The organism is Inquilinus sp. (assembly GCF_057815775.1).
Window position 1 is genome coordinate 1 of sequence record NZ_JBYRFX010000948.1, and the last position, 20851, is coordinate 20851.

22 protein-coding genes are annotated in these 20851 nt (G+C 68.4%); 6 read left to right on the forward strand and 16 right to left on the reverse strand.

Annotated features, from left to right (window positions below; translation table 11 throughout):
- The 4 genes from AC3XYG_RS33990 to AC3XYG_RS34005 all read right to left on the reverse strand — a co-directional run.
- The coding region (locus AC3XYG_RS33990) for a cysteine desulfurase-like protein (RefSeq protein ID WP_489144314.1) at nucleotides 1-955 on the reverse strand (955 nt) is incomplete at its 3' end.
- Between the two features lie 55 nt (nucleotides 956-1010).
- Nucleotides 1011-1688: an amino acid ABC transporter permease gene (locus tag AC3XYG_RS33995; RefSeq protein WP_489144315.1), complete on the reverse strand. Its 678-nt coding sequence runs from the start codon at nucleotides 1686-1688 to the stop codon at nucleotides 1011-1013.
- A 97-nt stretch (nucleotides 1689-1785) separates the two neighbouring features.
- A complete protein-coding gene (locus tag AC3XYG_RS34000; RefSeq protein WP_489144316.1) occupies nucleotides 1786-2577 on the reverse strand; it encodes an ABC transporter substrate-binding protein in 792 nt (263 codons plus the stop codon).
- A 139-nt stretch (nucleotides 2578-2716) separates the two neighbouring features.
- Nucleotides 2717-3469: a GntR family transcriptional regulator gene (locus AC3XYG_RS34005; protein WP_489144317.1), complete on the reverse strand. Its 753-nt coding sequence runs from the start codon at nucleotides 3467-3469 to the stop codon at nucleotides 2717-2719.
- Between the two features lie 315 nt (nucleotides 3470-3784).
- Between AC3XYG_RS34005 and AC3XYG_RS34010 the strand changes: the two genes are divergently transcribed.
- Nucleotides 3785-5311 (forward strand): class I adenylate-forming enzyme family protein, encoded by a 1527-nt coding sequence (locus AC3XYG_RS34010; RefSeq protein ID WP_489144318.1) that lies wholly within the window; start codon nucleotides 3785-3787, stop codon nucleotides 5309-5311.
- 11 nt (nucleotides 5312-5322) lie between these two features.
- Here the strand turns inward: AC3XYG_RS34010 and AC3XYG_RS34015 are convergent, their stop codons facing one another.
- Nucleotides 5323-5709 carry a GlcG/HbpS family heme-binding protein gene (locus AC3XYG_RS34015; protein ID WP_489144319.1) on the reverse strand — a complete coding sequence of 129 codons (387 nt, stop codon included), beginning with the start codon at nucleotides 5707-5709 and terminating at the stop codon, nucleotides 5323-5325.
- Nucleotides 5710-5836: 127 nt separating this feature from the next.
- On the opposite strand from AC3XYG_RS34015, the gene AC3XYG_RS34020 reads away from it, so the two are divergent.
- From AC3XYG_RS34020 to AC3XYG_RS34040, 5 genes are all read left to right on the forward strand, one after another.
- On the forward strand, nucleotides 5837-6976 hold the full coding sequence (locus AC3XYG_RS34020; RefSeq protein ID WP_489144320.1) for an acyl-CoA dehydrogenase family protein: 1140 nt from the start codon (nucleotides 5837-5839) through the stop codon (nucleotides 6974-6976).
- A gap of 1 nt (nucleotide 6977) precedes the next feature.
- Entirely contained in the window at nucleotides 6978-8051 is a 1074-nt protein-coding gene (locus AC3XYG_RS34025) for an enoyl-CoA hydratase/isomerase family protein (RefSeq protein ID WP_489144321.1), read from the forward strand.
- 191 nt (nucleotides 8052-8242) lie between these two features.
- Nucleotides 8243-9133 carry a 3-hydroxyisobutyrate dehydrogenase gene (gene mmsB / locus AC3XYG_RS34030; RefSeq protein ID WP_489144322.1) on the forward strand — a complete coding sequence of 297 codons (891 nt, stop codon included), beginning with the start codon at nucleotides 8243-8245 and terminating at the stop codon, nucleotides 9131-9133.
- Nucleotides 9126-10223, forward strand: a complete 1098-nt coding sequence (locus tag AC3XYG_RS34035) for an alpha/beta hydrolase (protein ID WP_489144323.1) — start codon at nucleotides 9126-9128, stop codon at nucleotides 10221-10223. Before mmsB ends, AC3XYG_RS34035 begins: the two co-directional genes overlap by 8 nt.
- A 168-nt stretch (nucleotides 10224-10391) precedes the next feature.
- Nucleotides 10392-11219, forward strand: coding sequence for a transglutaminase-like domain-containing protein (locus AC3XYG_RS34040; protein ID WP_489144324.1), 828 nt, complete (start codon nucleotides 10392-10394; stop codon nucleotides 11217-11219).
- A gap of 24 nt (nucleotides 11220-11243) precedes the next feature.
- Here the strand turns inward: AC3XYG_RS34040 and AC3XYG_RS34045 are convergent, their stop codons facing one another.
- The 11 genes from AC3XYG_RS34045 to AC3XYG_RS34095 form a co-directional block, all read right to left on the reverse strand.
- Nucleotides 11244-11783 (reverse strand): hypothetical protein, encoded by a 540-nt coding sequence (locus AC3XYG_RS34045; RefSeq protein WP_489144325.1) that lies wholly within the window; start codon nucleotides 11781-11783, stop codon nucleotides 11244-11246.
- Between the two features lie 83 nt (nucleotides 11784-11866).
- On the reverse strand, nucleotides 11867-12589 hold the full coding sequence (locus AC3XYG_RS34050) for an SDR family NAD(P)-dependent oxidoreductase (RefSeq protein ID WP_489144326.1): 723 nt from the start codon (nucleotides 12587-12589) through the stop codon (nucleotides 11867-11869).
- A gap of 4 nt (nucleotides 12590-12593) precedes the next feature.
- A complete protein-coding gene (gene purF, locus AC3XYG_RS34055; protein ID WP_489144327.1) occupies nucleotides 12594-14054 on the reverse strand; it encodes an amidophosphoribosyltransferase in 1461 nt (486 codons plus the stop codon).
- 69 nt (nucleotides 14055-14123) lie between these two features.
- On the reverse strand, nucleotides 14124-14900 hold the full coding sequence (locus AC3XYG_RS34060; RefSeq protein ID WP_489144334.1) for a CvpA family protein: 777 nt from the start codon (nucleotides 14898-14900) through the stop codon (nucleotides 14124-14126).
- The gene (gene radA / locus AC3XYG_RS34065; protein WP_489144328.1) at nucleotides 14887-16326 is read right to left on the reverse strand and encodes a DNA repair protein RadA; all 1440 of its coding nucleotides are present in this window, start codon (nucleotides 16324-16326) and stop codon (nucleotides 14887-14889) included. The genes AC3XYG_RS34060 and radA overlap by 14 nt, the downstream gene beginning before the upstream one ends.
- A gap of 33 nt (nucleotides 16327-16359) precedes the next feature.
- A complete protein-coding gene (locus AC3XYG_RS34070) occupies nucleotides 16360-16779 on the reverse strand; it encodes a type II toxin-antitoxin system VapC family toxin (RefSeq protein ID WP_489144335.1) in 420 nt (139 codons plus the stop codon).
- Nucleotides 16779-17027, reverse strand: a complete 249-nt coding sequence (locus AC3XYG_RS34075; RefSeq protein ID WP_489144329.1) for an antitoxin — start codon at nucleotides 17025-17027, stop codon at nucleotides 16779-16781. The genes AC3XYG_RS34070 and AC3XYG_RS34075 overlap by 1 nt, the downstream gene beginning before the upstream one ends.
- A gap of 77 nt (nucleotides 17028-17104) precedes the next feature.
- Entirely contained in the window at nucleotides 17105-17890 is a 786-nt protein-coding gene (locus tag AC3XYG_RS34080) for an ABC transporter ATP-binding protein (protein WP_489144330.1), read from the reverse strand.
- Complete coding sequence (locus tag AC3XYG_RS34085; RefSeq protein ID WP_489144331.1) at nucleotides 17887-18654, reverse strand: MlaE family ABC transporter permease; 768 nt, start codon at nucleotides 18652-18654, stop codon at nucleotides 17887-17889. The genes AC3XYG_RS34080 and AC3XYG_RS34085 overlap by 4 nt, the downstream gene beginning before the upstream one ends.
- Nucleotides 18651-19769, reverse strand: coding sequence for an alanine racemase (gene alr / locus AC3XYG_RS34090; protein ID WP_489144332.1), 1119 nt, complete (start codon nucleotides 19767-19769; stop codon nucleotides 18651-18653). The genes AC3XYG_RS34085 and alr overlap by 4 nt, the downstream gene beginning before the upstream one ends.
- Nucleotides 19759-20851: replicative DNA helicase (locus AC3XYG_RS34095; RefSeq protein WP_489144333.1), on the reverse strand; the 1093-nt coding region annotated here is incomplete at its 5' end. The genes alr and AC3XYG_RS34095, both read right to left, overlap by 11 nt.

The window sequence follows — 20851 nt, forward strand, 5'->3', positions numbered from 1 at the left end:
CATAGGCCCGGATCGCAGTCATCGCCGCCACGATGTCGCCGCGGCGGGATCCGGTCGACGGGCCGGCGAAGCCGCGGCCGAGCGATTCGAGGTACCTCACCGATGCGCTCATGCCGGCGACGTTCTCGTAGATGAAGGTGCCGGCTTCGATCTTGTAGGGCGGCTCGTCCGGGATGAAGTCCTCGCGGAAGGTCGGCAGGCGCTTCAGCGCGTCGTAGCGGCCCCACAGGAAGCCCATATGCGGCGAGAAGTTCTTGTAGCCGGAGCAGACGAGGTAATCGCAGCCCCAGGCCTGCACGTCGATCAGCCCATGCGGGCCGTAATGCACGCAGTCGACGAAGACCTCGGCCCCGGCTGCATGCGCCAGCTTGGCGGCGGCCGTGACATCGACGACCGAGCCGATCGAATGGGCGGTCACGGTGCAGGCGACCAGGCGGGTGCGCGACGACAGCAGCGGTGCCAGGTCTTCGGCATGCAGGGTGCCGTCCTCGCGCATCCGCCACCACGCGAATTTCGCCCCAGCCTTCTCCAGCGCCAGCCAGGTGGCGATGTTGGCGTCGTGATCCATGTCGGTGACGATGATCTCGTCGCGCTCATCCAGCGTCTGGCCGATGCCCAGGCTGACCAGCCGGATGAAGGAGGTCGCGTTCATGCCGAACGAGATCTCGGCCGGGCTGTAGGCGTTGACCAGCAGCCCGACGCTTTCGCGAGCCTCGGCCACCGACCGGTCGACGGCGCGGCTCTTGTCGTAGCGGCCGCCGCGCTGGACGTTGTGGTCGACGAGGTGATGGGTCACGGCGTCGAGCACGCTTTGCGGGATCTGGGCGCCGGCGGCGTTGTCGAGGAAGATGAAGCCCTCGGCATCGGCCTGCTGCAGCGCCGGGAACATCGACCGCACTGTCTCGATCGGAAACGGCGCTGCTGCGAGTCTGTCCTCGGTCTGGGTCTGGGTCACGAACATCTCCTGGTCGATGGGGGGCACGCGCCGCCGGGCGACGCGCGCGGCAGGGTCAGGACCGGCCGTTGCGGCGCTTGGCCCGGTCTTCGAGATGGCCGATCAGGCGGACGAGCGGCCAGAGAAAGGCGAGATAGATGATCGCCGCGCCGATCAGCGGCGTCGGGTTGGCCATCTGGGCCTGGGCGTCGGTGGTCTGCTTCAGCAGGTCCGGCATGGCGACGACGGAGGCCAGCGCCGTGTCCTTGTAGACCGCGACGCAGTTGCTGGTCAGCGGCGGGATGATGACGCGCACCGCCTGGGGCAGGATCACCTTGCGCATGGCCAGCCAGAACGGCAGGCCGAGTGCTGAGGAGGCTTCGAACTGGCCGCGCGGGATGTTCTCGATGCCGGCGCGGCACACCTCCGCCGTGAACGCCGACAGCACCAGCGACAAGGCCAGGGTGGCGGAGACGAAGGAGGACAGCCGGATGCCGACGAAGGGCAGGGCGTAGTAGATCAGGATCAGCACCACCAGGATCGGCAGCGCGCGGAACATGTCGATATAGCCGACCGCGAGCAGCCGCAGCGGCCGCGGGCCATACAGCCGCAGCAGGCAGATCAGCAGCCCGGCCAGGGTGCCGAGGACGATGCTGGCGCAGCCCAGCATGACGGTGTTGCCCAGCCCGCGCAGCAGGATCGGGAAGGACCGGACCAGCACCGGCCAGTTGAAGAAGGTATCGACGATATCCATGGGTCCGGACCGCAGCACGAGGAGCAGGTCGGGCTCAACGGCCGGGCCGAGGAGCGAGGCGAGGGGGAGGGGCGGCGAATCGCCCCTCCGCTATCGGCTACTGGGCCTGGGGGATCGGCCCCGGCACCACCGTGCTGGTGCCGGCCTCGGGGTCGACGCCGAACCACTTCTTGTGCAGCGCGGCCATGGTGCCGTCCGTCTTCATCGCCGTGATGGCGTCGTTCGCCTTGGTCAGCAGCGGGTGATTCTTGCGTGTCATCATGGCGAAGTGCTCGCCGGTCGGGATGCGCAGCAGGATCTTCAGGCCGGGCATCTGCTTGATCGCGTATTGCAGGCCCGAGATCTCGCTGGCGCCGAAATCGACCCGGCCGTTCTGGACCTCCATCAGCAGGTCCTGCTGGGCGTTGTAGCCATTGATGTCGGCAAGGCCGAGCTTGTCGCTGTTCGCCTTGGCCCAGGTCTCGCCGGTCGATCCGGACAGCACGCCGACGGTCTTGCCCTTCAGGTCATCAAGCGAATGGATCGGCGATGTCGGCACGCCGAACACCGTGCCGTCGCTGTCATAATAGGGCTGGGTGAAGCTCTGGTTCTGCAGCCGGTCGTTGTTGACCGAGATCGACGAGATGGCGAAGTCGATGCGGCCGGAGCTGGTGGCGGCGAACAGGGCCTGGAACCCGAGGTCCTGGAACTCGACATCGGCGCCGATGCGCTTGCCGACCTCCTTCGCCAGATCGACCTCGAAGCCTTCGAAGGAACCGCTGTCGGTCTTGTATTCCCAGGGCGGATTGGCCGGGTAGGCACCGACCACGATGGTGTCGGCCAGCGCCGGAGACGCTGCAGCGACGCCGAGGGCGATCAGGATGCCCAGCCGTCCGAGAGTTTTCATCATTCTGGCCTCCTCTGTTTCCCCGATAGGGGGTGTCGTTCGCTTCTTGTTTCCGCCGCCGGATCATCGATCGGCGGTGGCTCGTCCGATTTTGATCATGTGATCACGAAGCCCGGATGTGATCAATGGAATTGCTGTAGGCTTAAAGTGAATAGTTGTCGGTGGGCGCTCCGGCGGCCGGCCCCGCCGCCGTCCTGGCCGGCCCGTCCTCGGCCGGGCACAGGGTGCGCAGCAGATCCTGCGTCGTGCGGATGTCGCCGATCATTTCCTCCCGCGCCCGGGCAGCGTCGCCGGCCTTCAGCGCGGCGATGATGGCGTGGTGGTGCCCGGTGTAGGGCGCCAGGGTGCCGGCCCGCAGCAGCGGTTCGACATGGGCCGACAGCCTGCGCATGTACGGGCCGGCCTGCAGCCACAGCGACTCGATCAGCTGGATCAGCACCTCCGAACCCGAGGCGCGATAGATGGTGAAGTGGAACAGCCGGTTCTTGCCGAGCATGTCGTAGACGCTGTCTTCCCGCGCGATCCGCTCTTGTTCCGCCACCATGGTCTCCAGCGCGGCGATGTCGCGACCGGTGATCTGGCCGGCACCCAGCTCGGTCGCAAGGCCTTCGACCGCGATCCGGGCGCGGCAGAGGTCGTCGAGCCGGGCCCGGGTCACGAAGGGCACGCGGGCAGAGCCGTTCGGCGCGATCTCCAGCGCATTCTCCGCCGCCAGCCGGCGCAGCGCCTCGCGCACCGGCATGTGGCTGGTGCCGAAGCTGTCGGCCAGCGATGCGATGGTCATCACCTGGCCGGGGTCGAACCGGCCGGTCATCAGGGCATGCCGCAGCTGCTGATGAACGCTGTCCTGGATGGTCAGCCGCGACAGGATCGGCTCCAGCCCCAAATCGGCCATGACGTGCTCGGGCTCCCCGTTTGATCAAATGAGCAGACACGACCGTAGCCGATCGCGAACCGCCCTCCAAGCAGGGCGCACCGGGCTGAACAGAGCGGCTCCCCAGGCCGGTTACGCCGGTAACGCCTTTCCCTGGCGCCGACATCATCAAGAAGCCGAGCGGATCCATTCTTCGGGTCAACGAGATCATCGCGTCTTTCGCTGACGAAAGACGGACCGGGGACGACCCGTCGGCTGTGCTCCGACCGAGATCGTCCGCCCGGACCTGAAGATCGACACACCGAAATCTTCACCCAATCTCGCTCGGAGAGCAGAATGACTTTCACGCCCATACAGGCGTTGCGTCACAACGCCGAAACGCGGCCGAAAAGCATCGCGTTCATCAATGGCGACGACGTCTGGACCTACCAGCGGCTGGCGGAGGAGGTCGGCGGCCTCGCGCGCGGCCTCGTCGGGCTGGGCATCCGGCATGGCGACCGCATCGCGCTGCACATGGTGAACCGGCCCGAAATGATCCTGGCGTACTACGCCTGCTTCCTGGTCGGCGCGATCGCGGTGCCGCTGCGCACCGCCTTCAAGACCGCGGAACTCGCCCCGCTGCTGCGCCGCCTGCAGCCGGCCCTCTATATCGGCGAAGCGGACCTCTATCCGCGCGTCGCCGACATCGATGAGGCGACCCTCGCAGCCGGCCGGCGCTTCGTCATCGGCGACGGCGGCGATGACCGGCGGGCGCAGCCCTGGTCGAGGCTGTCCACCAACGACAATGGCGAGACGGTGCCGGACGAACCGGCGATCGATGCGCCGGCCGTGCTGATCACGACGTCGGGGACGACCGGCCAGCCAAAGCTGGTGATCCACACCCCGGCCTCCCTGTCCGCCATCGCCGAGGGGCTGGCGCATTGGGGTCTCGACGGCAGCCATGTCGCCGTCATGTCGACGCCGATGGCCCATGCCAGCGGCCTGTTCACCTTCCTGGCCTATGTCAGGTTCTGCGCGCCGTTCATCCTGCTCGAGCGGTTCGAGCCCGACGCCGTGCTGGATGCGATCGAGCGGCATCGCTGCAGCTGGGTGCTGGCCATGCCGTACATGTTCGGGACCTTGCTGGATTGCCAGAAGGTGCGGCCACGCAACGTCTCGTCCCTGCGCAGCTGCATCACCGGCGGCGATGTCTGCCCCCGGCAGGTGCAGCAGGAGTTCCCGTCGGTCTTCGGCTGTCCCCTGCACTCGATCTGGGCGGCGACGGAGACGGCCGGCGCGCTGACCTACGGGCTGGAATTCGGCTCGGTCTGCCGGGTCGTGACGGGCGCGGATGTGGCCCTGGTCGACGAATCCGGCGCGCCGGTGCCGCAGGGTGAGGCCGGTGAGTTCATCGTGCGGGGACCTGATGTCAGCATCGGCTACTGGGCCGGGCCTGATGCGATCGAGGGCACGCCGCGAGACGGCTGGTACCATTCCGGCGACCTGATGCGGCAGGACGACGCCGGCAATGTGTGGTTCGTGTCGCGCAAGAAGGAACTGATCATCCGCGGCGGCACCAATATCTCCCCGGTCGAGGTCGAGGAGGCCCTGGCGGCCCATCCCGCAGTCAAGACCGCCGGGGTGATCGGCGTGCCGGACCCGGTGCTCGGGCAGCGCGTGATGGGCTTCGTGCAGCTGGAGAGCGGCGCGGTGCAGAGCAGTGCAACCGTCAGGGACATCCTGGCGGAGGTGACGGCGCGGCTCGCCGACTACAAGGTTCCGGAATGGCTGGAAATCATCCATGAGATCCCGCGCAACGCCCTCGGCAAGATCGATCGCAAGGCGCTGCTGGCGTGGGTAGAGCGGATGAGGGGCGCTGCCTGACGGTCAACCCGTCAGAGCATGCCGATCGCGGCGTCGCCGATGGCATGGTCGTCCTCCAGCCCCGCCCCGGCGACGCCCAGCGCGCCGATCACCGCGCCGGCATCGCGCCAGGGGAAGCCACCGGGCTGCACCAGGATGTCGGCCAGGCCGACGGGGTCGCGGTCGGTCGGCAAGGCGGCGTCCCGGGTCTGCTCGCCGAAATGCAGCGCGGCGGCGGCGCGGCGCCGGGCGACCTCCAGCGTCAGGTATCCGACGCCGTCCATCCGCGCCGCGGCAACGACATGGCCGCCGCGGTCGATCACGACGGCCGCGACCGTCCGGCCCTGGCGCGCGGCCTCGGCAACCGCGCGGGACAGGGCGGCCTGGGCTTCGGCAAGGGGCGGCGCGAAGGCGGACATGGCGGTCTCCGGAATGACGTGCCGGGAGAATGCAACAAGCCTCTCGCCATTGTCATGGACAGCATGTCGCGAAACAATCGTACGCGAACCTCTTGATCCCCGGCCCGGTTCCGGCCACGCTCTGTCCATGAGCTTCACCCTGAATGCCGACCAGGACGCCATCCGCGATGCCGCGCGCGCCTTTGCCGTGGAGCAGATGGCCCCCCATGCCGCCCGCTGGGACGAGGAACAGATCTTCCCGGTCGACACGCTGCGCCAGGCCGCGGCGCTGGGCTTCGCCGGCCTCTATTGCGGCGAGGCCCATGGCGGCAGCGGGCTGACCCGCCGCGACGCCGTGATCGTGTTCGAGGAGCTGTCGGCGGCCTGCATCTCCACCGCCGCCTATATCTCGATCCACAACATGGTCGGCTGGATGATCGACCGCTTCGGGTCGGAGGAGCTGAAGGCCCGCTTCCTGCCGTCGCTGATGACGATGGACAGCTTTGCCAGCTATTGCCTGACCGAACCCGGCTCCGGCTCCGACGCTGCGTCGCTGCGCACCCGCGCGGTGCGCGACGGCGATGAGTATGTGCTGAACGGGTCCAAGGCCTTCATTTCCGGCGGTTCGACCTCCGACGTCTACATCGTGATGGTGCGGACCGGGGAGGCGGGGCCGAAGGGCATCTCGGCCGTGATCGTCGAGAAGGGCACGCCCGGCCTGTCCTTCGGCAAGAAGGAGAAGAAGCTGGGCTGGAACAGCCAGGTGACGACCGCGGTCATCTTCGAGGATTGCCGCGTGCCCGTGGCCAACCGGCTGGGCGAGGAGGGCGAGGGCTTCACCTTCGCCATGAAGGGGCTGGATGGCGGCCGCATCAACATCGGCGCCTGCTCGGTCGGCGGCGCCCGCGCCTGCCTGGAGGCGGCGCGCAGCCACATGCTGCAGCGCAGCCAGTTCGGCCGGAAGATCGCCGAGTTCCAGGCGCTGCAATTCAAGCTGGCCGATATGGCGATCGACCTCGATGCCGCCCGGCTGATGATCCATCGCGCCGCGGATTCGCTCGACCGCCAGGACCCGGACGCGACCCTGCACTGCGCCATGGCCAAGCGCTTCGCCACCGACGCGGGCTTCAGGATCTGCAACGATGCGCTGCAGCTGCATGGCGGCTACGGCTATATCAAGGACTATCCTGTGGAGCGCTTCCTGCGCGACGTCCGGGTGAACCAGATCCTGGAAGGCACCAACGAGATCATGCGTCTGATCGTGGCCCGTCGCCTGCTGGCGGAATAGAATGACCGACGAGATCCTGTTCGATCGGGAAGGCCCGATCGTCATCGTCACGCTGAACCGGCCGAAGGCGCTGAACGCGCTGTCGCTCGGCATGTGCCAGGCGCTGCTGCCGCGCTTACCGCAATGGGCCGAGGATCCGGAGATCCATGCCGTGGTGGTGCGCGGCGCCGGCGACCGGGCCTTCTGTGCCGGCGGCGACATCCGCGCCGTCTACGACCTCGGTCCTGCCGCGGCCGCGGCCGTGCTCAACGGCGATCCGGAGGCGGATTTCTTCCGGGTCGAATACCGGCTGAACCATGCCATCCATCATTTCCCCAAGCCGTGGATCGCGCTGCTCGACGGCGTGACCATGGGCGGCGGCCTCGGCCTCTCGGTGCATGGCTCGCACCGGGTGACGACCGAGAAGACGCTGTGCGCCATGCCCGAATGCGGCATCGGCCTCTTCCCGGATGTCGGCGGCGGCTGGTTCCTGTCGCGCTGCCCGGGCGAAAGCGGTCTCTATCTCGCGCTGACTGGCGCCCGGCTGCACGCTGCCGACCTGATGTACACCCGGCTGGCGACGCACCATGTGCCCTCGGCCCGGGTCGACGACGTGGTGGCGGCGCTGGCCGATGCCGTCTGGGTCGGCCATGGCGGGCTGGTGGCCGAGGCGGTGCTGGAGCGCTTCGCCGCCGATCCCGGCACACCCATGCTGCCGGCGCTGCTCCCCGCGATCGATCGCTGCTTCCGCCACGACACGGTGGAGGAGATCCTGGCCGCCCTGGACGCCGAGGGCGGCGACTGGGCGCAGGGGGCGGCGGTGCAGATCCGCGCGGGGTCGCCGACCAGCCTGAAGGTCACGCTGCGCCAGATGCGCCAGGGCGCGACCATGCCTTACGACGCGGTGGCGGCGATGGAGTTCCGCATGGTCCACCGCTTCCTGGCCGCACCGGACTTCTTCGAAGGCGTCCGGGCCCAGCTGGTCGACAAGACCCGCGATCCGAAATGGCAGCCGGCGGCGCTGGAGGCGGTGGATGATGCCACGGTCGCCGCCTGCTTCCGGCCGCTGCCCGGCCGCGAACTGACGTTTGACTGAACGACCGGACAATGAATGGGCCTTCGCGCCCGGTTTAGAGCCCGTTTGAGAATGCGCTGGCGTGAGTCGACTGGTGGTGGTGTCGAGAACCGGCGCGGAGCGGACATAGGTCCGTGAGCATCGGAAGCGGAGACACCGCCATCAGGCGGCCGCGCCAGTAGCATTCGCGGACGGGCTCGGAGGAGACGACCATGGGGCTGCGTATCGCCTTTCTCGGCCTCGGCCATATGGGCCGGCCGATGGCGCTGAACCTGCTGAAGGCCGGGCATTCGGTGACCGGCTTCGACCCGGTGGACGCGGTCCGTGAGGGCTTGGCGAAGGACGGGATCGTCGCCAGGCCCTCGATCGCCGCAGTGGTGAACGAGGCACAGGTGGTGGTCAGCATGCTGCCGAGCGGCGCCCATATGCGTGAGGCCTATCTCGGCGTCGACGGCATCTGTGCCAACGTCCCGGGCGGCGCGCTGCTGATCGACTGTTCGACCATCGATGTCGACAACGCCCGCGCCGTGGAGAAGGAAGCCAGGGCCCGCGGCTTCGCCATGGTCGATGCCCCGGTTTCGGGTGGCACGGGCGGCGCCACGGCGGGCACCCTGACCTTCATGGTCGGCGGGTCGGGCGAGGCATTCGGCCGGGCCGAGCCGGTGCTGCAGGCGATGGGCAAGACCATCGTTCACACCGGCGATGCCGGCACCGGCCAGGCGGCCAAGATCTGCAACAACATGGTGCTCGGCATCTCGATGATCGCGGTGTCGGAAGCCTTCGCTTTGGCCGACAAGCTGGGGCTGGAGCGGCAGAAGCTGTTCGATGTGGCGTCCAAGAGCTCGGGCCAGTGCTGGTCGCTGACCACCTATTGCCCGGTGCCGGGGCCGGTGCCAACCTCGCCGGCCAATCGCGACTACGCCGCCGGCTTCACCGCGGCGATGATGCTGAAGGATCTGCGCCTGTCGCAATCCGCGGCCCAGACCGCCGGCGCCGCGACGCCGCTGGGCGCCGCGGCGGCCGCGCTTTACACCTTGTTTGTGAACGACGGCCAAAAAGACACTGATTTTTCTGGAATCTTCAAGATGATCTCGGGTGAGTGACAGCCCGGCGCAGCCGCCTGTCGGCGGGGCGCAGCGCGATCTGCTGACCTCTGTCGGGCCCGACCGGCACATCACCTTCCGGCTGGTCGCCCCGGCGGCGCGGTCGGTCACGGTCAATTTCGGTCCGCGCGGGCCGGTGCCGCTGGCGCGGACCGGGCAGGGCGCGTGGCAGGCGATCGTCGGGCCGGTCGATCCCGGCCTGTACGAATACGGCTTCAGCGTCGACGGCTTCGCGGCACCCGACACCGGCTCGGCCACGCCCAAGCCGCAGCGCCAGGTCAATGCCAGCCTGATCCTGGTGCCGGGCAGCATCCTCGACACCCGGCCGGTGCCGCATGGCGACCTGCGGGTCGTGACCCTGCACAGCACGGCGCTGGGGGCCGAGCGCCAGTTCCTGGTGTGGACGCCGCCGGGCTACAGCGACGCGGCGGCGCCGCTGCCGGTGCTGGTCCTCTACCACGGCTATGGCGACACCATCTGGTCCTGGGTCCTGCAGGGCCGGGCGCCGCAGATGCTCGACAATCTGCTGGCCGAGGGCAGGATCGCGCCGATGATCGTGTTCTTCGCGGGCACCGAGGCCGACTTGCCCGGCGCCGGTCCGGAGGATTTCCCCGACGCCGTCCGCCGCCGGGATTTCTATCCCGTGAACGCGGCCGCGGTGGATCGTGAGCTGACCGACGACATCATCCCGCATATGGAGGCCCGCTATCGCGTGCGGACCGATGCCGCCGGCCGGGCCTTGGCCGGACTGTCTCAGGGCGGCTACCAAGTCCTGGTCTCGGGGCTTGGCCATCTCGGCAGCTTCGGCTGGCTGGGCAGCTTCAGCGGCGTGTCGCAGGCGACGGTGCCGGACGCGGGCATCGCCCGGGCGCTGGCCGACCCGGGCCGGGTCAACGCCGCGCTGCGCCACTTCGCCGTCACCGCCGGCACGAACGACACGGTCACGGGCGACGATGTCACCGGACTGCTGCGGGATCTGACGGCGGCGGGCATCCGCCACAGCCACACCGCCTATCCCGGCCTGGGACACGAGATGGCTGTCTGGCGGCCGTCGCTGGCCGATTTCCTGCAGGTGATCTTCCGGGACTGACCTGCCTGCCGATCCTGGAACGAATTCCCGCGCGCTTCTGTTACGATCCCGCAACGGCATGGGGCCGCGCGCGACCCTTGCCGACGCAGAACCGGATCGAACCGCTGCGGGGGCTGGGGAGGGCGTGACCCGAAAGTGCCGTCAACAACGGCCACAGAGGGATGGGTCATGCGGATTCGTATCGGGTTTGATCTGGTCTACGACTGCCCGCAGCCGACCCCGATGATGCTGATGCTGCGCGTCCACCCGTCGCGCACGCAGGATCTGGCCACCCCCGACACGCTGCGCTGCGACCCGGTGGTGCCGGTCGATGTCTATATCGACGGCTTCGGCAACATCTGCAGCCGGATCCTGGCGCCGGCTGGGAAGATCCATCTCTCGACCGACGCCGTGGTCAGCGACAGCGGCCTGGCCGACGAGATCGCGCCCGACGCGGCGGAGATCAAGGTCTCGGACCTGCCGACCGAGGCGCTGGTGTTCCTGCTGGGCAGCCGGTACTGCCAGACCGACCTGTTGTCCGAAACCGCCTGGGGGCTGTTCGGCAAGTCGCCGCCGGGCTGGGCCCGGGTGCAGGCGATCTGCGATTTCGTCCACAGCCATGTCCGCTTCGGCTACGACCACGCCCGGCCGACCAAATCGGCCTGGGACGTGCATCAGGAGCGGGCGGGCGTCTGCCGCGACTTCGCCCATCTGGCGGTCACGCTGTGCCGCTGCATGAACATCCCGGCCCGCTACTGCACCGGCTATCTCGGCGATATCGGCGTGCCATACGACCCGGCGCCGATGGATTTCAGCGCCTGGTTCGAGGCCTATCTCGGCGGCCGCTGGTACACCTTCGATGCCCGCCACAACCGGCCCCGGATCGGCCGGGTGCTGATGGCGCGGGGGCGGGATGCCGCCGATGTCGCGCTCAGCAACAGCTTCGGCATGACCACCCTGGCCGGCTTCAAGGTCCTGGCCGATGAACTGACCGAGGGAGTTTCGGCGACGCTATAGCGGCAAGGCGGGGCAGGGCGCGCATCAGCGCAGATCCTGGGTCAGCTGCCAGCATCCGTTGCGCGGCTCGAACAGATAGGCGCCGGGGCGGCCATAGGTGCGGATAATCTCGCCCTGCTCGTCGCCGTCATCGCCGCTGGGCGGGCCGTATTCGACCTTCACATAGGCGACGCGATAGCCGCCGTCGGCGGTCTCGGTCATGTCGACCTTCAGATCCTCCAGCGTCTCGGATTTGTGGGCGAAGAAGCGGTCGGCCGAGTCGGCGTCGACATAGCTGTAGTCGACCATGGCGATCTTGAAGTCGCGGTAGTCCCGGCCCGGGGTCGTCTGCAGGATCCGTTCGGGGTGATCGAGGCTGCGGATCTGCACCTCGGGCGCGGTGTAGGCCAGGCGGACGGCCTTGGTCTGGGCGAAATGGCCGAACAGGGACGCGAAATCCTTCCCGTCGCAGGCAGCCTTGGCCATCTGCAGGATCCCGGAATCGGGCACGGTCTCGGCCGCTGCTGCCGGGCCGGCCGCGATGGCCAGGGCCAAGGCCAGCGCGATGCGCGTCGTTCGAACCATGTCGCTGCTCTCCCCCAGGGAACCGCGGGCAATCTTCCGTTCAAATGTGCGGAAATTATGGGCCGGGTGACTCGTCGGGGACACTAATCCCAGTCGGCGACCACACCTTCGGCCAGCCCGTCGCCGGCCAGGATGTGGCCGACCAGCCGGTCCGCCGCGGCTTCCGGTGCCGGCTGGCTACCCTGCGGCTCGCCCGGGAAGCCCTGTTCGCGCAGCCGGGTGGCCATCGGGGCGGGGTTGAATCGCGCGACCCGCACCGGCGTCTTGGCCGTTTCGGCCGCATAGAGGCTGGCCAGGGTCTCGAGCCCGGCCTTGGCCACGGCATAGGCGTTCCAATAGGCGCCGCCGGCCCGCGCGATCCGGTCGGTGACGAAGATGGCCTGCGGCGCCGTGGCGGCGCGCAGCAGCGCGTCGGCCGAGCGGATCAGCCGGTAATTGGCGGTGAGGTTGAGGTCGAGCACCTGGCCCCAGACCTTCGCATCGCTGAAGGCGACCGGACCGAGATGGCCGAGCATCGCGGCGCTGCCAACCAGCAGGTCGAGCTTGCCGAAGCGCTGGGCCAGCGACCCGCCCAGAAGGTCGATCTGCTCGAACTTCGACAAATCCATCGGCACCAGCGTGGCGCTGCCGCCCGCCGCCTGGATCGCGTCGTCGGTCTGCTCCAGCCCGCCGACGGTGCGGGCGGCGCAGACGACATGGGCGCCGGCGGCGGCCAGCCGGATCGCGACCGCGGCGCCGAAACCGCGCGACGCCCCGGTGACGAGCGCAATCCGGCCCTCAAGCGGCCGTCCGGTGGTCTCGGTCATGGTTTCAGCCGGAAAGGGAGGAGCTGCGGCGCGGCGCGGCTTCGTTGTCGGTCAGCGGCGTCGGATAGTCGCCGGTGAAGCAGGCATCGCAGAACTGCCGGGCATTGCCGGCCCGCTTCGATGCGCCCATGGCGCGATACAGCCCGTCGATCGAGATGAAGGCCAGGCTGTCGACGCCGATCAGCTCGGCCATCTGCTGCACCGAGTAGTTGTGCGCCAGCAGCTTCGACTTCTCCGGCGTATCGACACCGTAGAAGCAGGGGTTGGTGGTCGGCGGGCTGGAGATCCGCATATGGACCTCCTTGGCGCCGGCCGCGCGCACCATCTTCACGATCTTCTGGCTTGTGGTGCCGCGCACGATTGAATCATCGACCAGCACGACCCGGCGGCCTTCGATCATCGCCCGGTTGGCGTTGTGCTTCAGGCGCACGCCGAGATGGCGGATCTGGTCGCTCGGCTCAATGAAGGTGCGGCCGACATAGTGGTTGCGGATGATGCCGAGCTCGAACGGTATGCCGCTCTGCGCCGCGAAGCCGATGGCGGACGGCACGCCCGAATCGGGGACCGGGATGATGACATCCGCCTCGACGGGCGATTCCACCGCCAGCTCGACCCCGATCCGGCGCCGGGCCTCATAGACCGAGGCGCCTTCGACCACGCTGTCGGGCCGGGCGAAGTAGATGTATTCGAAGATGCAGAAGCGGCGCTCGGCCGGCTGGAACGGCTTGATGCTGGTCACTTTGCCGCCCTGCAGCACCACCATCTCGCCCGGCTCGACGTCGCGGATGAACTCGGCGTCGATGATATCCAGCGCGCAGGTTTCCGACGCCAGGACATGGCTGGTGCCGGACGCGGTCTCCAGCTTGCCCAGCACCAGCGGCCGGAAACCCATGGGATCGCGGATGCCGATGACGTGCTCGGGTGCCAGGGCGATCAGCGAATAGGCGCCCTCGACTTGGCGCATCGCCTCGACCAGCCGGTCGATGACGTTGCCGCCGCGCGCTATGGCCATCAGGTGGAGGAACACCTCGGTGTCCGAGGTCGACTGGAACAGGCAGCCGCGGCTGACCAGCTGGTGGCGCAGCCGGCCGGCATTGGTCAGGTTGCCGTTGTGGGAAATCGCGAAGCCGCCGAATTCGAAGTCGGCGAACAGCGGCTGGACGTTGCGCAGGCCGGCGCCGCCTGTCGTGGCGTAGCGGTCATGGCCGATCGCGGCGTTGCCCTTGAGCTGGCTGACGACCGAATGCGACGAGAAGGCGTCGCCGACATGGCCGTTGGCCCGGTGGGCATGGAACTGCTCGCCGTCATAGGAGACGATGCCGCAGGCTTCCTGGCCGCGATGCTGCAGGGCGTGCAGCCCCAGCGCGGTCATCGGTGCGGCTTCGGGATGGCCCATGATGCCGAAGATGCCACACTCCTCGCGGAGAGTGTCGCCGTGGAGGTCGAAGGGGTCTGTCGTCAGCATGAAGCTGCGGTGGCTCCTGATCCTGGGCGCCATTGGCGCCATTCGGAACATCTTGGCGCCTATATAGTGTTAACCGCCGCCGGTTGCACCCGCGTTCGGCGAAGGGGCAGGCTGCGTCTGTGTCGGACGAGTGGGCTTCAGGCCATTCGCGGCCGGATGCTGCTGCGCCGGCGCCGGCTGAGTCGCCGGCTGCTGCTGGGCCGGTGCCGGCTGTGGCGCTGCCGGCTGGGCCGGCGTGGAGGAGGGGGCGCCCTGGCCGCCGTTCAGCAGGCTGCCGATCGGATCGGCGATGGTCTGCGGCGTGGCCAGGGGTGCCGTCTCCTGCTTCGCCTTGTCGATGGCGTTGGCCAGCATCTCCTGCGGCACCAGGCTCTTCAGATATTCGGAACCGGTCTGGACCCAGGGCAGCATCCGGGCGTTCTCCAGCCAGGGCGGCCGCTTGGTCTCGGGGAACACCCAGGTCAGCAGCAGGTAGCCTAGGCAGACCAGCACCGCGCCGCGCACCAGGCCGAACAGGAAGCCGAGCGACCGGTCGACCGCGCTGAGTGCCGATCCCTTCACCAGCCGGGCGACCATGTGGCTGATGGTGGAGAAGATCACCAGGGCGACGATGAAGATGCCGGCACCGGTCAGGATGTCGGCCAGGATCCGCATCTGGATATATTGCCGCAGATAGGGCGCGGCATCGCCGAAGAGCCACAGCGTGACCAGCGCCGCGCCGACCCAGCCGGCGATCGACAGCACCTCGGCAACCAGGCCGCGCGCCAGCGCCAGCAACGCCGATATCGCGAGAATGATCAGGATCGCAATGTCGCCGGCGGCGATGGGAAGGCTATCCAGAATCAGTCTCCTCGAAACTCTTGCGACGGCCGCTGCCTGCTCCGCGCCCTTCCACGCCGAACAGTGCCACCAACTCTTCGAGCCGGGCGAGGCCGCGGCGCTCGATCGGAATCGCGTCGCGGCCGGCGGGCCGGCCTCTCTTCGGGTGTCCTTGTGGCACGATCGCGGCGGAGAATCCAAGCTTCGCCGCTTCCTTCAGCCGAGCCTCGCTCTGCCCCACCGCGCGGATCTCGCCGGACAGGCCGATCTCGCCGAATACCACGGTCTCGCGCGGCACCGGCACGCCGGTCAGCGACGAGATCAGGGCGGCCGCCACCGCCAGATCCGCCGCCGGCTCGGCGATTCGCAGGCCGCCGGCGACATTGAGGTAGACGTCGTTCATGCCGATGGCGACGCCGCAGCGTGCCTCCAGCACCGCCAGCACCATGGCCAGGCGGGCGCTGTCCCAGCCGACCACGGCGCGCCGCGGTGTGCCGAGCGGCGACGGGGCGACCAGGGCCTGGATCTCGACCAGCACCGGCCTTGTGCCTTCCAGCCCGGCGAACACCGCGGCGCCGGACACGTCGCCGGCGCGGTCGGCCAGGAACAGCTCGGACGGGTTGCTGACCTCGGCCAGGCCGCCATCGGTCATCTCGAACACGCCGATCTCGTCGGTCGCGCCGAATCGATTCTTCACCGCACGCAGGATGCGGAACTGGTGGCCGCGCTCGCCTTCGAAATACAGCACCGTGTCGACCATGTGCTCCAGCACCCGCGGTCCGGCGATGGCGCCATCCTTGGTGACATGGCCGACGATCAGCAGGGCGGCACCGCGGCGCTTGGCATGGCGGATCAGCTCCGCCGCCGAGGCGCGGACCTGGGCGACCGTGCCCGGCGCGCTTTCCAGCGCATCGAGGAACATGGTCTGGATCGAATCGATCACCACGATCCGCGGCCCGTCCGGGCGGTCCATCGCGGCGATGATGTCGCGGACGTTGGATGAGGCGGCGAGTCGAATCGGTGCTTCGGCCAGGCCCAGGCGCCGCGCCCGCATGCGGATCTGGTCGACCGCCTCTTCGCCGGAGATGTAGGCGCATTCGACGGTACCGGCGAGGCGGCACAGCACCTGCAGCACCAGGGTCGACTTGCCGATGCCGGGGTCGCCGCCGATCAGGATGGCCGAGCCGGCGACGATGCCGCCGCCGCAGACCCGGTCGAACTCGTCATTGCCGCTGCGCCAGCGCGGCTCCTCGACAGTCGCGGCCGCCAGGTCGGTGAAGGCGATAGCGCGGCCGGCCGCGGCGTTCTGGGCGCCGCCGACGGCCTTCGGCGTGGCCTCGACGATCTCTTCGACCAGCGTGTTCCACTCGCCGCAGGATTCGCAACGCCCGGCCCAGCGCGGAAAGCTGGCGCCGCAGTTCTGGCAGATGTAGCGGGTCGTGCTCTTGGCCACGGAGTGGATCCTATCGGGGAAGGCGTTGCGCTCTCATCCGTTCCGGTCCTGAGACCAGTCAAGTCGTGTGAGGCCGGGCACCCTGTCGAATTCGGCCGCATTGGCGGTGATGATCGGCGCCTGCCAACGCAACGCCTGGGCAGCGATCAGGACATCGAACGGTCCGATGGGAGTGCCCGCCTTCTCCAGGGTGGCGCGCAGATGTCCTGCTTCCCGTGCATCCTCCTGCTCGAAAGGCAGAATCTCGATCTGCCCCGACAGGAATGTTTTGATCCGTTCCGCATTCTCCGCAGGGCGACCGCTCTTGGCCGCGCCATACCAAAGCTCGAACAGCACGATCGAGGAGACGGTGACCTGTTCGCCCGCCGCAAGCGCCGTTACCAGATTTCGTCGCACCGCTTCCGGCCGCCCGTTGAGGATGCCGATCACGACATTGGTGTCGAGGCAGAGCATCACTCGAGGTCGATCTTGTCGATCGGCATGGCGGGCTGTTCCCGGCCCTCCGGCATGAAGGGCGTTTCGGCGAAGCGGTCCAGGCTGGCGAACCAGGCCGCGACATCCGTCTCGATCGGTTCCAGAAGGACCCCGTTGCCAACGCGGGTCACACGGACGGCTTCGCCGGGGAGGCGAAACTCCTTGGGTAGGCGCACGGCTTGGCTGCGTCCGTGTCGGAACAATCGGGCGGTTCCGGATTTCGACACGATGCGCCTCCAGTCTGGTATCTACCACCAGTAGATATCATCCGGACCACAGAGCCGCAAGACACGCCCAGGCCGTGTCAGGAAACCCGGACCTGCATCTGGATCGGTCCGTCGGCACGGCCATGGACGAACTGGTCGACATGGGCGTTGCCGGAATCGTTCACCGTGTCCGCCGGCCCGGCCCAGATGATCCGGCCTTCATAGATCATGGCGATGCGGTCGGCGATCTTGCGGGCGCTGACCATGTCATGGGTGATCGACAGCGTCGTCGCGCCCAGCTCGCGGGTGCATTTGACGATCAGGTCGTTGATGACGTCGGCCATGATCGGGTCAAGGCCGGTGGTCGGCTCGTCGAAGAAGATGATCTCCGGCTCCGCGGCGATGGCGCGGGCCAGGCCGACGCGCTTCTGCATGCCGCCCGACAGCTCGGCCGGGAACAGGGTGGCGACATCGGGCCCAAGGCCGACCTGGGTCAGCTTGTCGATGGCGATCTTTTTCGCCGCCGGGCGGGCCATGCCGCGGCCCTGGATCAGGCCGAACGCCACATTCTCCCAGACCGGCAGACTGTCGAACAGGGCGGCGCCCTGGAACAGCATGCCGAAGCGCTTCATCAGCGCCACGCGCTCGCTGCCCGACAGCCGGGTGGTGTCGACCCCATCGATCAGGATGCGGCCCTTGTCCGGCCGGATCAGGCCGAGGATCGACTTCAGCAGCACCGACTTGCCGGTGCCGGAGCCGCCGATCACGACCAGGGATTCGCCGGCCGTGATCTCCAGGTCGATGCCGCGCAGCACATGCTTCGCGCCGAAGCTCTTGTGCACGCCTTCAAGGCGGATCTTCGGGGTCGAGGGGGAGGTCGTCATACGAACAGACCGGTGATCACGAAATCGAGCAGCAGGATCAGGATCGATGAGGACACGACGGCGTTGGTGGTCGCCGCACCGACGCCCTGCGCGCCGCCGCGCGAATTGTAGCCGTGATAGCTGCCCATCAGCGCGACGACGAAGCCGAACACCGCGGCCTTGACCAGGCTGAGGACGACGTCCTCGACATGGAGGCCCTGCAGGGTCGCGACCACATAGGCCGACGGGTTGTAGCCGAGCCGGTAGACGCTGATCAGGAAACCGCCGAACACGCCGATGATGTTGGCGACGACGACCAGGCAGGGCAGCATCAGCAGGCCGGCGACCAGCCGCGGCGCCACCAGATACTTGTATGGGTTGGTCGACAGGGTGCTCAGCGCATCGATCTGCTCGGTCACCCGCATGGTGCCGATCTCGGCGGCCATCGAGGCGCCGATGCGGCCGGCGACCATCAGCCCGGCCAGCACCGGCCCCAGCTCGCGCACCACCGACAGCAGGACGACATCGGCACCCAGGCCGCCGGCGCCGAAGCGGCTGAACCCCGCCTGGGTCTGCAGCGCCAGCACCATGCCGGTGAACAGCGCCGTCAGCCCGACCACCGGCAGCGAGTAGTAGCCGATGTCGACGATCTGGCGCAGGAACAGCCGGGGATAGAGGGGCGGCCGGACGCATTGCACCAGCCCGTTCCCGGCGAACAGGGCGATGCGGCCGACGGCGGCCAGGAAGCCGAGGAAGGTCCGCCCGATCGCGGCGTGGAAATTCATGCGGCCCCGCCGACATGGCGGCGGGCATAGCGCCGGCCGAGGCTGGTCAGGATCTCATAGCCGATGGTGCCGGCGCTCTCGGCCACGCGGTCGAGCGGCAGCTCCGGACCGATGATCTCGGCCAGGGCGCCGGGGGCGGCCAGCGGTTCGGGAATGTGGGTGACATCCACCGTGATCAGATCCATCGAGATGCGGCCGGTGATCGGCGCGGTGAAGCCAGCGATACGCACGGTGCCACGACCACTCGCGGCACGCAGAACGCCGTCGGCATAGCCCACGGCAATCGTCGCGAGCCTGGCCGGACCCTCCACGCGGTGCGCGGCACCGTATCCAACGGTCATGGGGGTGTCAACGCGGCGGATCTGCAGGATTCTCGCGGCCAGCCGCACCACCGGCGCCATTGGGTTGGCCCGGCCTGGCGTCGGGTTGACCCCGTACAGCGCCGCGCCGGGACGGGTGAGGTCGCCGTGGAAGTCCGGCCCGAGGAAGATGCCGGAAGAATTGGCGATGCTGACCGGCGCCGCCGGCAGGCGCGAGACCGATTGGCGGAACAGGTCCAGCTGGACCCGGTTCATCGGATTGTCCGGCGCCTCGGCGCAGGCCAGGTGCGTCATCCAGGTGACCGGCGCGATACCGGCCAGCACGGACGGGTCGGCGGCCAGCCGGTCGTGATCGGCCGGCGCGAGGCCGAGGCGGTTCAGGCCGCTGTCGAGATGGACGAAGCCGGGCAGGGGGCGGCCCAGCGCCGCGGCATGGCCGGCCCAGGCTGCGATCTCCGCCGGGTCGTTCAGCGCCGGGATCAGGCGATGGGTGCTGTAGTCGGCCGCGAAGGCCGGCAGCAGGCCGTTCAGGACGACGATGCGAGATTCACCCAGCACCGCCCGCAGCGCCAGGGCTTCTTCGAGATGGGCGACGAAGAAGGTTCGGGCGCCCGCGGCGGCCAAGGCCCGGCCGATTTCCGCGGCGCCCAGGCCGTAGCCGTCGGCCTTGAGGACGGCGCCGCATTCCGCCGGCGCCGAGCGGCCCGACAGGCGACGCCAGTTCTCCACGACAGCGTCGAGGTCGATGGTCAGCAGGGCGCCGGCCCGGCCGAGCGCCGCAGCCTCATTGGTCATCGAAGCTCGGGTCGGTCTGCAGGTTCGAGAACTTGGTATACTGGCCCTCGAAATGCAGGCGCCGCGTGCCGGTCGGGCCGTGGCGCTGCTTGGCAACGATCACCTCGGCCACGTTGTGCACCCGGTCCATCGCCGCCATCCAGTCCTGGTGCTCCGGCGTGCCTTCCGGCGGCTCGCCCTTCGACAGGTAGTAGGCCTCGCGATAGACGAACATGACCACGTCGGCGTCCTGCTCGATCGAGCCGGATTCGCGAAGGTCGGACAGCTGCGGCCGCTTGTCCTCGCGGTTCTCGACCTGGCGCGACAGCTGGGACAGGGCGATCACCGGGATGCTCAGATCCTTGGCCAGGATCTTCAGGCCACGGGTGATTTCGGAGATTTCCTGCACCCGGTTCTCGTTCCTCTTGGTCGTTCCGGCGCTCATCAGCTGGATGTAGTCGACCACAAGCATGCCGAGATTATGCTGCCGTTTCAAGCGCAAGGCACGTGTTCTTAACGTACTGATCGAAACGCCGGCGGTGTCGTCGACGAAGAACGGGGTCTGCCGGATCAGGTTGGCGGCCTCGACCACCCGCGGGAAGTCGGCCCGCTTCATGTCGCCCTTGCGGATCTTTTCCGACGGGATCTCGGCCACCTCGGACAGGATACGGACGGCCAGCTGGTCGGACGACATTTCCATCGAGAAGAAGCCGACCACAGCGCCTTCCTTGCCGTTCTTGCGCAGATAGGCGGTGGCGGCGTTGAAGGCCATGTTGGTGGCCAGCGCGGTCTTGCCCATGCCGGGGCGGCCGGCCAGGACGATCAGATCCGACGGCTGCATGCCGCCCATCATCTTGTCGATCTCGGCCAGGCCGGTGGTCACGCCGGTCAGCGGCGTGTCGCGCTCCAGCGCCTTGCCCGCAGCTTCGACCGCGCGGGCCAGGATGTCGCCGAACGGCTCGAAATCCTTGCGCAGCACGCCGGAGCTGGACAGGCGGTAGAGCTTTTCCTCGCCCTCCTGGATCTGGGCCGGGCCGTCGAACTCGTTGTCGAGCTTGTAGGCGTCGTTGACGATCTCCTCGCCGGCGAGGATCAGCTGGCGC

Coding starts and splice junctions, on each gene's coding strand:
- AC3XYG_RS34020 (WP_489144320.1), top strand. CDS start 5,837: ATGAGCTTCACCCTGAATGCCGACCAGGACGCCATCCGCGATGCCGCG.
- purF (WP_489144327.1), bottom strand. CDS start 14,054: ATGCTGACGACAGACCCCTTCGACCTCCACGGCGACACTCTCCGCGAG.
- AC3XYG_RS34040 (WP_489144324.1), top strand. CDS start 10,392: ATGCGGATTCGTATCGGGTTTGATCTGGTCTACGACTGCCCGCAGCCG.
- AC3XYG_RS34085 (WP_489144331.1), bottom strand. CDS start 18,654: ATGAATTTCCACGCCGCGATCGGGCGGACCTTCCTCGGCTTCCTGGCC.
- mmsB (WP_489144322.1), top strand. CDS start 8,243: ATGGGGCTGCGTATCGCCTTTCTCGGCCTCGGCCATATGGGCCGGCCG.
- AC3XYG_RS34015 (WP_489144319.1), bottom strand. CDS start 5,709: ATGTCCGCCTTCGCGCCGCCCCTTGCCGAAGCCCAGGCCGCCCTGTCC.
- AC3XYG_RS34005 (WP_489144317.1), bottom strand. CDS start 3,469: ATGGCCGATTTGGGGCTGGAGCCGATCCTGTCGCGGCTGACCATCCAG.
- AC3XYG_RS34045 (WP_489144325.1), bottom strand. CDS start 11,783: ATGGTTCGAACGACGCGCATCGCGCTGGCCTTGGCCCTGGCCATCGCG.
- alr (WP_489144332.1), bottom strand. CDS start 19,769: ATGACCAATGAGGCTGCGGCGCTCGGCCGGGCCGGCGCCCTGCTGACC.
- AC3XYG_RS34070 (WP_489144335.1), bottom strand. CDS start 16,779: ATGCTCTGCCTCGACACCAATGTCGTGATCGGCATCCTCAACGGGCGG.
- AC3XYG_RS34010 (WP_489144318.1), top strand. CDS start 3,785: ATGACTTTCACGCCCATACAGGCGTTGCGTCACAACGCCGAAACGCGG.
- AC3XYG_RS34000 (WP_489144316.1), bottom strand. CDS start 2,577: ATGATGAAAACTCTCGGACGGCTGGGCATCCTGATCGCCCTCGGCGTC.
- AC3XYG_RS34080 (WP_489144330.1), bottom strand. CDS start 17,890: ATGACGACCTCCCCCTCGACCCCGAAGATCCGCCTTGAAGGCGTGCAC.
- AC3XYG_RS34025 (WP_489144321.1), top strand. CDS start 6,978: ATGACCGACGAGATCCTGTTCGATCGGGAAGGCCCGATCGTCATCGTC.
- AC3XYG_RS33995 (WP_489144315.1), bottom strand. CDS start 1,688: ATGGATATCGTCGATACCTTCTTCAACTGGCCGGTGCTGGTCCGGTCC.
- AC3XYG_RS34050 (WP_489144326.1), bottom strand. CDS start 12,589: ATGACCGAGACCACCGGACGGCCGCTTGAGGGCCGGATTGCGCTCGTC.